We start from the raw sequence: 9,113 nt of genomic DNA, 5'->3' as shown, positions 1-9,113 counted from the left end.
TCGAACGGGTTTACGCTTACGCGGAAGCCGGTGGTCATGACACCGCGGACCTGGGCGACTCAGAAGCCGATGACGTGATGTCCATTTCACAAACCAGCGCAACGATCAGCAGCAACGGTTACCGTGCCACCGCCATCGGTTTCGATGACGTCACCGCGAAAGCATCAGCAGGCGGAGATGACACCGTCCGAATCTATGTCACGCAATCCGGCGGAACTTGGCACAGCACCGATTCGTTGACCCAGTGGATCGGCGCGGATGGAACCTCGCGAATCGCTCGCGGGTTTGAGCACAGCGAAACGTTCGAACGTTTTGAAACCACCGCGCAAGCTTTGCCGCAACTGCAGGCACTCCCTGAATCACAGGCTCCTGGCGAACCATTGCGGTTGGCGGACATCGCGCCGTCACCGACATCCAACCGTCCGACATCCGCACCGCTGGTTAATCCGTTCGACGAAGAAGCCCACCGCGACGCACTTCGCCGGATGTTCGAAACCCTCTGATCTTGAGTCGCGACCTCTTCGGTTCATGTCGATCAACCGAGCCAGCAGCTCGGATTTCAATGGCGAGAACCTCGCCCGACCTCCGTCAGGCAGGCTCCTTTCAGGATGTCCATGCACTGAATTTCCATCCCATGGCTTTTTCATTCTTTCTGCGAACCTGACCGGCAAAGTCTCACTCTTGCAGATGGCGGTATCCCGCCAGCGGCAATTTCACGACTCGATTCAATTCGATACGCAATTCGACTTGCGAACTCAATCGCTGCTTTGCACAGTGTTCCGAACCCCAATCTCCGCAAAAGGCTCTCGTTTTTCCTCGATTCAAACACTTGTTTAAAACACCCGTTTGAATCATGCTTGCCACATTGTTTCTCTTGAGCCCCCAGTTGTTCTGAACCCCAGCCCCGCGCTTTCATGACGGAATCCGCCGACCCTGCATCCAACGACCCGACCCAACGTTTGTTGGCTGCCGCTGGCCCCGTGTTTGCTGAACGTGGATTCGATCGCGCGACAGTTCGAGAGATCGCCAATGTGGCGGACGTCAACGTTGCCGCCGTCAGCTATTACTTTGGCGACAAGATGGGGCTGTACCGAGCCGTCATCACCGCGATTCGCGAAAAACGTGAGCGTGCCTACCCGACTCCAGAAGTCGGCAAGAAAACGCCGCAACAAGACCTCGCCCTCCTGATTCGCACGCTGCTTTCACGCATGCTAGCCGCCGACGAAACCGGTTGGGAAGCGATGTTGATGATGCGTGAAATGCAAAACCCGACACCAGCCTTCGAAGGCATGATTCGCGGCTACTTCCGCCCGCTCTACGACGCTCTTTGCCAAACCATCGAATCGTTGCTGCCGCCGCTGGATGCAAAATCTAGCTGGCAAACCGATGCCCTTGTGCCGCAGTTGGCACTCGGTGTCGTCGGACAATGCCTTCACTATCGAATCGGCCGTCCCGTGATGGCTCATTTGATTTCACCTGAACTGTTTCAAACCCACTACGGGTTGGATTCGTTGTGCAATCAAATCACCGCTTCAACACTCGCCGCATGTGGCGACCGAAACGTGATCGATCAGCACAAGCTTCTCTTCCCATCGCCGCTCAACGAGCCACACGATGTCTCTTGTCAACAATAACGAGTCGACACCCACGATGACCGAAGACGAAACATCTGCGGAGGGCAAAGCTTCGCCGGATTCAACCACGGCTGCGCCAGCGAAAACGGAACCGCCACGTTCGCCATATGAATCGGGCATCGAAGTCGAATCCCCTCGACCTAACGACACGGTTCAACTGATCGATTCATCCAACGCGATGCAGTGGTTGCTATTCAACATCGGCGTTCCGTTGTTGTTGCTCGCCGCCGCGGGAGGCTTGGTTTACGCCCTCGGTTCAGTCCAACCGTCGACGCGTCCCCCAGCCGACAACACTCTGGCAGGTCGTCTGCAAGCGTTGCCGGCGGTGGACATCCTTCCAATTCGGTCACTCGCCGACAGCGGGCAAACTCTGCATTTGAACGCCGACGGTACCGTCGTCCCATTTCGCGAAGTCATCTTGGCAACCGAAGTCGCCGGCCGGATCATCGAAAAATCGCCTCAATGCGAAGCAGGCCAATACGTCACTGCCGGCACGGTGCTGATGCGAATCGATCCGACCGATTACGAACTCACCGTGCGTCGCTTGGAACAAACCCAACAATCTGAATACGAAGCGATCAACGAAGTCGACCAGGAATTGATCAACTCCGCTCGTTTATTGGAAATTGCCAACGCAGACATTGAACTGCAAAGCCGCGAAGTCAAACGTCTGGATTCCTTGCCAGAAGACTTTGCCGCCCGACGTGACGTCGACGCAGCCCGCCGAGCCGTCTTGCAAGCCGAACAACAAAAGGTGACGGTCCAAAACCAAATCGATTTGCTGAAAAAACGACGGGCACGATTGGAACTCGCCGAACAACTCGCCGCCACACAGCTCAAACAAGCCAAAATCGATCTGCAAAGAACCGAGATCCGAGCCCCGATCGACGGAGTCATCGCCAGCGAACAAGCCGAGCTGAACACGTTCGTCACCCGCGGCAATCCGGTGGTCACGATGGAGGACACCTCCAAGGTCGAAGTCGCCACCAGCCTGCGAATGGACCAACTCTACTGGGTGCTGAACCAGAAAACGACGCAGTCGCCGATTGACGAACTGAATGCACCAGCCAACGGGGCTCATCGCGGATACAAATTGCCGCCCACCGAAGTGAAGGTGCAATACCAACTCTCCGGACGCGATGATGTGACTTACGTCTGGGATGGCGAACTGATTGGCTACGACGGCATCGGACTGGATGAACAAACCCGAACGGTTCCGGTTCGAGTCGTGGTCGACCAACCTCAAATCTTCGAAGTCCAACGTCAAAACGACGATGGTTCGATCTCCAAAACCATCGACGAAAGCATCGCATCAACGGGCCCCACCGCACTTGTTCGCGGCATGTTCGTGCGTTTGCAATTGCAACTGCATCCCGCCGTGCCACTGGTCATCTTGCCAGCAGAAGCCCTCAAACCCGGCAATCGTGTTTGGGAATTCATCCCAGATGAATCGGTTTTGGACCTCCCTGAATCCGACGAAGATTCCTCCGTTGCAAACACCACCGATTCAGACACTGCCGACAAGCCTGAAACGACTCCCAACGACAGCGTTGCCGAAACAGACTCGGGCGAATCAGAAACAGAAACTTCGGAAACCCAACCCGAGCCCGAAATCAAATTCACACCAGACGACTGGACCTCCGGACGCCTGGTGATTCGTCACGATGTTCGCCCGATCGATTTGCTGTCGTCAGTCGGCGGAAGCTCCGACTACTGGATCTGCGAAATCCCCGACCAATCGATCACCGGCGACAGTTTTGTGGTGGTTTCTCCGCTGGGCAGCATCGAAGCGGAAACGTTTCCTGTCCGCGCCCCAAAGAAAAACCTGGCTCCCTCCAGCGATGCAGAAACAAACGCCATCGAAACGCAGTTGAACGCGAGCGATGAGGAACTGAAGACGCCCGCGGCCGAAACGGTCTCCACTTTGTGATGTCCGACGCCTCAACCGCGTCTCCAGTCTTGTCCAACCTTTTGCCATCCATTCCCTTCCATCCAAAGAACCTTCGATGAAACGTGTCCTCGCTTGGGCCATCGAAAACGCTCCCGGCATGAACGTCGTCATGCTGGCATTGATGATTGTGGGTGCATCCGCATTCGTTGGCATGCGCCGGGAAGTCTTCCCCGAATTCGAACTCGAAGTCGTGATGGTTTCCGTGCCCTATCCCGGGGCCACACCACAAGACGCCGAAGAGGCCATCTGCCAAAAGATCGAAGAAGCCATTCGAGCCATCGATGGAATCAAAAAAGTCACCTCCATCGCGATGGAAGGCCGCGGTTATGTCCTGGCGGAACTGCAAAGCGATATCCAAGACGTCCAAAAGGTGATGTCGGACATCGACCGCGAAGTCAATCGCATCCCCAGCTTTCCTGACCTGGCCGAAGATCCCGAAATCGAACAAATCACTTTTCGCGACACAGCGATCCGGTTGGGAATCATCGGCCCCAATGATCGCACCCGTCGCGGAGAACTGAAACTTCGCGAGGTCGCGGAATCCGTGCGTGACGAACTGTTGATGCTGCCCAGCGTCACGGTCGCCGAGCTGATGGGCACACGCAATTATCAGATCGATGTGGAGATTCCCGAGGCCACGCTGCGAGCCTACGGCCTGACGTTGGAACAAGTCGCCGCGAAAATCCGCCAACACAACATTGAACTGCCAGGTGGACAACACAAATCGTCTGGCCAAGAAATCCTGCTGCGTGCCAAGAACAAGGGCCGCGTTGGTCCCGAGATTGAACGCCTGCCCCTGATCACTCGCGAAGACGGCGTCGTTTTGACCGTGGCCGATTTGGGCAGCGTTCGCGATGAATTCGAAGACGTCACGGCAACGGCTGAAATCAACGGCGAACCCGCCATGGTCATCAACGTTCAACGCACCAAATCGGAGGACCTGCTGAACTTGGTCGACGACGTACGTGGCTACGTTGAACGCACGGAACCTCCACCTGGCTATCGGTTTGTTCTTTGGGGCGATACCTCAACCGACGTGCGAGACCGGATGGCGCTGCTGCTTCGCAACGGTGTGCAAGGATTGGGACTGGTGTTCTTGGTGCTTGCTCTGTTCCTGGAAGTCCGCTTGGCATTTTGGGTCGCACTCGGAATCCCGATCTCCATCATGGGCGCCGGCGCCGCGCTCGCTTGGGGCGACCAAACTCTCAACATGCTTTCGTTGTTTTCGTTCTTGATTGCACTGGGAATCGTCGTCGATGACGCGATCGTGATCGGCGAAAATATCTATGCCCACCGACAAATGGGGAAATCACTGCATGACTCTGCCGTCGATGGCGCGACGGAAGTGCTTCCCAGCGTCGCGGCGTCGATCACCACCACCGTGATCGCCTTCGCCCCCATGTTCTTCGTGTCCGGAGTGATGGGCAAATTCATGGCGGTGATTCCGTTTGCGGTGATCGCGATGCTACTCGTGTCGCTGTGGGAGAGCACGTTTGTGCTGCCATGCCATTTGGCCCACAGTCATTCCGGATTCTTCCGACTCGCGACGATTGTGACCTACCCGCTAAGGCCATTCATGTTGTTGCTGTTTTGGCTCAACTCCAAAGCCAGTATCGCGATGGAATGGTTCGCGGAAAAGATTTACGTGCCAACGCTGCACTTTTGCCTGCTCAATCCCGTGCTCCCCATCGCGGTCGCAATCGCGTTGTTCCTGGGAACGATCGGGATGATTCGGGGTGGTGTCGTGACCACGGTCCTGTTCCCCAAATCAGACAACAACTACCTGCAAGCCTCGGTTGTTTTCCCCAACGGAACGCCAGCCAGCGCAACCGAAGCCGCCACCAAACGAATGGAACGCGCCCTTCAAAAGGTCAGCGAAGAAATCGCTCTCGAACGAGCCGCGAAAACCCGTGAACCGGTCGAATCGCTGTACCCTCCACCCGAAGGAAATTACCGCGGCCCTGTCCGTTTTGCCTATCGCGAAGTGGGATCCATCACCAACACCGCCGGTCCGATGGGCGGTCAAGGTTCCAGCGGAAGCAACGCCGGCCAAGTCTTCGCTGAACTTCACGGAACCGAAATTCGCGACATCCACAGCGATCAACTGATTGCTCGTTGGCGACGGGAAGTCGGCGAGATCGCCGGTGTTGAGCGGATCGTTTACGGCAGCATCGGAACCGGCCCCGCCGGAACCCCCATCGAATTCAAACTGCTGGCTTCCAGTGAACACGTCGACGAACTGCTCGCCGCGACGGAGGTCATGAAGAAAAAGGTTGGCACTTTCGCGGGGGTCTTCGACATCAGCGATGACAACACGCCCGGCAAATGGGAGTTCCAATTCCGAGTCAAAGACAAAGCTCTCGCGACCGGAGTCACTCCCACTGACCTCGGACAAACGGTCCGCAACACTTACTTCGGTGCAGAAGTCATGCGTCTGCAACGTGGACGCCATGAAGTGAAATTGATGGTTCGCTACCCGCCCGAAGAACGCACCTCGCTGGTCAACTTCCGAGAAATTCGCGTCGGCGGTGCGGACGGCATGCAACGTCCGATCAGCGAACTCGCGGAAATCGATTTGCAACGTGGTTTCTCCGAAATCAACCGCGTCGACCAACAGCGCAGCATCACCATTTCAGCGGACCTGGATGAGACCACCGCCAACGCGGACCTGATCATCGCCAGCCTGCAGAAACAGATGGACGACTTCAAAGCTCAATTCCCAAACGTCTCGATTCGCTGGGAAGGACAGCAGGAACAAAGCCGTGAATCGGTGGGCAGCCTGATGGTTGGGTTTGCCATCGCAATCCTGTGCATGTTCGTATTGTTGGTCCTTCAGTTCCGATCCTACATGCAACCGCTGTTGATCTTGGCCATCATTCCATTCGGAATGATTGGTGCGGTCTGGGGGCACGCATTTCTCGACCTTCCGTTGACCTTGTTCAGCATGTTTGGGTTGGTTGCTTTGGCCGGTGTCGTGGTCAACGACTCGATCGTCCTGATCGACTTCATCAACTCACGAGTCCGGGCCGGTGACGAACCGATCCAAGCCTTGCTGGAATCAGGACGTCGGCGTTTCCGCCCGATCATGTTGACCAGCATGACCACGATCGCGGGCTTGGTGCCGCTGCTGACCGAGAAATCCTTCCAAGCACAATTGCTGATCCCGATGGCCAGCAGTCTGGCCTTTGGATTGATGCTTGCAACGGCCTTGGTGCTGCTACTGATCCCCGTCCTGTACATGCTCTATCTACTCGTCCTCCAATCGTTGAACATTCCGTTCGTCGAAATCGAGGAATAACGAGCAAGCCGGACCAAGCCGCTTCGGCAGACCACCTCCACCTTGGTGGCCTGACGCACAGGTGGGAGAGCCAAGCAGGTCTTAACTGCAAGTCGGCAGGAATGATCGGGCAGAACCACGTGAGCCGTTTGGTCGTTCGCCTGAGTTGCGAAATGTTTGGTGTTGAAACCGCTTTGGACGGCGCAGGTTTTGTTCCTCAACTTCGCCCCAACGGGGCAGCCCTATGCCAGCCCAGGGCAACGCCCTGGGTTGTGGCGGGACCAAGATGACAAAGCCCCAATGGGGGCAGTCCCAGCGGGTTTTGGGGAGTCTTTCTTAGGGCCGCCCCGTTGGGGCTTGTATCGGAATGTCCGCAACGAAACCCCAGGCGATGCCTGGGGCTATCGTAGAGCTGCCCCGTTGGGGCGTAGGTGATGCGGGTGCCGAGCATGGTTTCATGCTCTCTCTACCAGAATCGCCAAAGATTCTCTTTGAGCCACTCCGTGAAGCTGTCACCGCGGAAGTAGCCCAAGGCCATACCCAAAACTCCACCGGCAACGCCGCCAGCAAAAAATGCAACGACGGCCCATCCGGTGAACGCCAGCGAGACAGAGAACCCCAGCCCCGCACCGCCAACCGACCCCAGCAGCCCACCTGCGATTAGATTGACGATTGGCTCATCGGTTCTCTCTTCCATCCGTTTGGCGTTCAAATCGGAATCATCCCGATTCTCGTATGAACCGGGTTCAATCATCTTGCGGTCCTGTCACCGTTGGTTTTCTGCTGCGACGCAACCGCAACGATTCCACAATCATCAGCACGGATCCAATCAGCGAACACGCAAGGTAAGACATGAACGAAACGTTCAGTGCTGACCACGGTGAGTCGGATTCTCGCTCCACAGCCAGCAAGTCGCTGCTAACAGAGTCCAACTGGCTTCCTAGGTGATAAATTTCTTGGGCTGTCATCGTGTTGGAATCAGCTTGCGCGACAAAAGCCTCCAAGACATCAATCCGGTCTCGGACACTGTCTCTAGCATTCCCCAACCGCTGGCGTTGCCAAGCATGCATCAAGAGCAGAAGCAATCCAAGCACAAACATTCCAATCCCAACGCCCAGCAGTCGGTTACCACTCTTCATCCGCATCAAACGCACTTCCAGGAAAAAAGAATATCGGAGCCGTCAATCTCGTCGAGCAGGTCATACGGCGCGGTCGACACGCCACCTTCGCTCGCCTTCAAAACGCACACACGATCCTCAATCCTCTTGCTTCTGCCACGCCAATCCTGAACCTCAATCACCACCTCGAAATCTGTATAAGCCTCACTCATGCAGATTTGGTAGACCAAACCTTCGCCAGGTTGAACTAGTTTGACTCCCCGATCCTTTGCCCAACGAAAACCCAATCCGTTTTCACACCTCCAACAAATCCTCCTACCGCCGACGATGCGAAAGGCTCTGAATTGTCCGGCAACCAAATTGCATGTCCACCAGCGTTAACCACCGAGACTTCGTAGATTTTTGCGCCGCGGTAGTAACCGTGATATCGCTCAAGATCAATTGGATCGTAAATTCGCACTGGGGGATCAAACGGGCGCAACACCACAAACGCACCAGCGCACAGCGCCGTGAAAATCAGCAACGTTGAAATCCGAAACCGTTTCACAACCACCTGCAACCTTTATCATCTACTTCACTCATTCGATCAGTTCAGAAACGATTCAGGGGAAACCAGAATGTCACCCAAATCATTCTCTCCGGGATCGAGCGAAACTGAAAACCGAGCACGCCGCCATTGAACTTCCTGCCCTTCAATGGTCACTTGATCGATTTTGCCCACTTCATGACGAACTCGAAAGACGAGCTCTTGGCCAACAGGCAGGCCTTCGATCTTCAACCGGCCGTCGGAGTCACTCACCGCAACATACGGATGGTCGACAACGACCACGAACCCTCGCATCCACGGATTGATGTTGCAGTCAATTGGAATGAGCGCGGGCTCAGGTTGTTCCAACTCGAGCGAGAAAGATTCCCCCGGCTTGAGTAGCTGGATGCTCGCCGTGTTCGTGAAGAAGTTCAGCGCCACGTTGTGCATCAACCTCCCCTGATTGTCGATCTCCAGCGAATCACCTTTTTGTGTCAGCAGCACGTGCGGATCAAAGCGACCGTTCCGCACGAGCAACTTTTGACGCACACCTTCGTGGGGTGGGACATCGACTTCGGAACCACCACGTCCGGTGTAAAGCTGGACG

General features: G+C 55.9%; 7 protein-coding genes and 1 pseudogene. 4 read left to right on the top strand and 4 right to left on the bottom strand.

All coding sequences use genetic code 11. The features are described 5' to 3' along the window. The 4 genes and pseudogenes from ACF8AM_RS02370 to ACF8AM_RS02355 form a co-directional block, all read left to right on the top strand. Window positions 1-503: pseudogene (locus ACF8AM_RS02370) on the top strand (serine protease); the annotation flags it as partial. Window positions 504-914: 411 nt separating this feature from the next. Further along, the gene (locus ACF8AM_RS02365; RefSeq protein ID WP_392554097.1) at window positions 915-1,634 is read left to right on the top strand and encodes a CerR family C-terminal domain-containing protein; all 720 of its coding nucleotides are present in this window, start codon (window positions 915-917) and stop codon (window positions 1,632-1,634) included. Between the two features lie 16 nt (window positions 1,635-1,650). Continuing rightward, window positions 1,651-3,564, top strand: a complete 1,914-nt coding sequence (locus ACF8AM_RS02360; RefSeq protein ID WP_392554098.1) for an HlyD family secretion protein — start codon at window positions 1,651-1,653, stop codon at window positions 3,562-3,564. A 76-nt stretch (window positions 3,565-3,640) separates the two neighbouring features. Further along, complete coding sequence (locus ACF8AM_RS02355) at window positions 3,641-6,883, top strand: efflux RND transporter permease subunit (protein ID WP_392554096.1); 3,243 nt, start codon at window positions 3,641-3,643, stop codon at window positions 6,881-6,883. A gap of 445 nt (window positions 6,884-7,328) precedes the next feature. Here ACF8AM_RS02355 and ACF8AM_RS02350 read toward each other — a convergent pair whose 3' ends face one another. The 4 genes from ACF8AM_RS02350 to ACF8AM_RS02335 all read right to left on the bottom strand — a co-directional run. Then, window positions 7,329-7,616 (bottom strand): hypothetical protein, encoded by a 288-nt coding sequence (locus ACF8AM_RS02350; protein ID WP_392554095.1) that lies wholly within the window; start codon window positions 7,614-7,616, stop codon window positions 7,329-7,331. Then, complete coding sequence (locus tag ACF8AM_RS02345) at window positions 7,609-8,001, bottom strand: hypothetical protein (RefSeq protein WP_392554094.1); 393 nt, start codon at window positions 7,999-8,001, stop codon at window positions 7,609-7,611. The genes ACF8AM_RS02350 and ACF8AM_RS02345 overlap by 8 nt, the downstream gene beginning before the upstream one ends. Window positions 8,002-8,006: 5 nt before the next feature. After that, entirely contained in the window at window positions 8,007-8,192 is a 186-nt protein-coding gene (locus ACF8AM_RS02340) for a hypothetical protein (RefSeq protein WP_392554093.1), read from the bottom strand. A gap of 374 nt (window positions 8,193-8,566) precedes the next feature. Beyond that, the coding region (locus ACF8AM_RS02335; protein ID WP_392554092.1) for a hypothetical protein at window positions 8,567-9,113 on the bottom strand (547 nt) is incomplete at its 5' end.

The sequence above is a fragment of the Rhodopirellula sp. JB055 genome, from assembly GCF_043100905.1.
GTDB lineage: Bacteria > Planctomycetota > Planctomycetia > Pirellulales > Pirellulaceae > Rhodopirellula.
Note: the sequence above shows the minus strand (reverse complement) of the source record. Positions and strands in the feature narration are given on the sequence as shown.

Excerpts from the sequence above, each read along its gene's own strand:
- ACF8AM_RS02355 (WP_392554096.1), top strand. The coding sequence starts at position 3,641 with ATGAAACGTGTCCTCGCTTGGGCCATCGAAAACGCTCCCGGCATGAAC.
- ACF8AM_RS02340 (WP_392554093.1), bottom strand. The coding sequence starts at position 8,192 with ATGAGTGAGGCTTATACAGATTTCGAGGTGGTGATTGAGGTTCAGGAT.
- ACF8AM_RS02345 (WP_392554094.1), bottom strand. The coding sequence starts at position 8,001 with ATGAAGAGTGGTAACCGACTGCTGGGCGTTGGGATTGGAATGTTTGTG.
- ACF8AM_RS02360 (WP_392554098.1), top strand. The coding sequence starts at position 1,651 with ATGACCGAAGACGAAACATCTGCGGAGGGCAAAGCTTCGCCGGATTCA.
- ACF8AM_RS02350 (WP_392554095.1), bottom strand. The coding sequence starts at position 7,616 with ATGATTGAACCCGGTTCATACGAGAATCGGGATGATTCCGATTTGAAC.
- ACF8AM_RS02365 (WP_392554097.1), top strand. The coding sequence starts at position 915 with ATGACGGAATCCGCCGACCCTGCATCCAACGACCCGACCCAACGTTTG.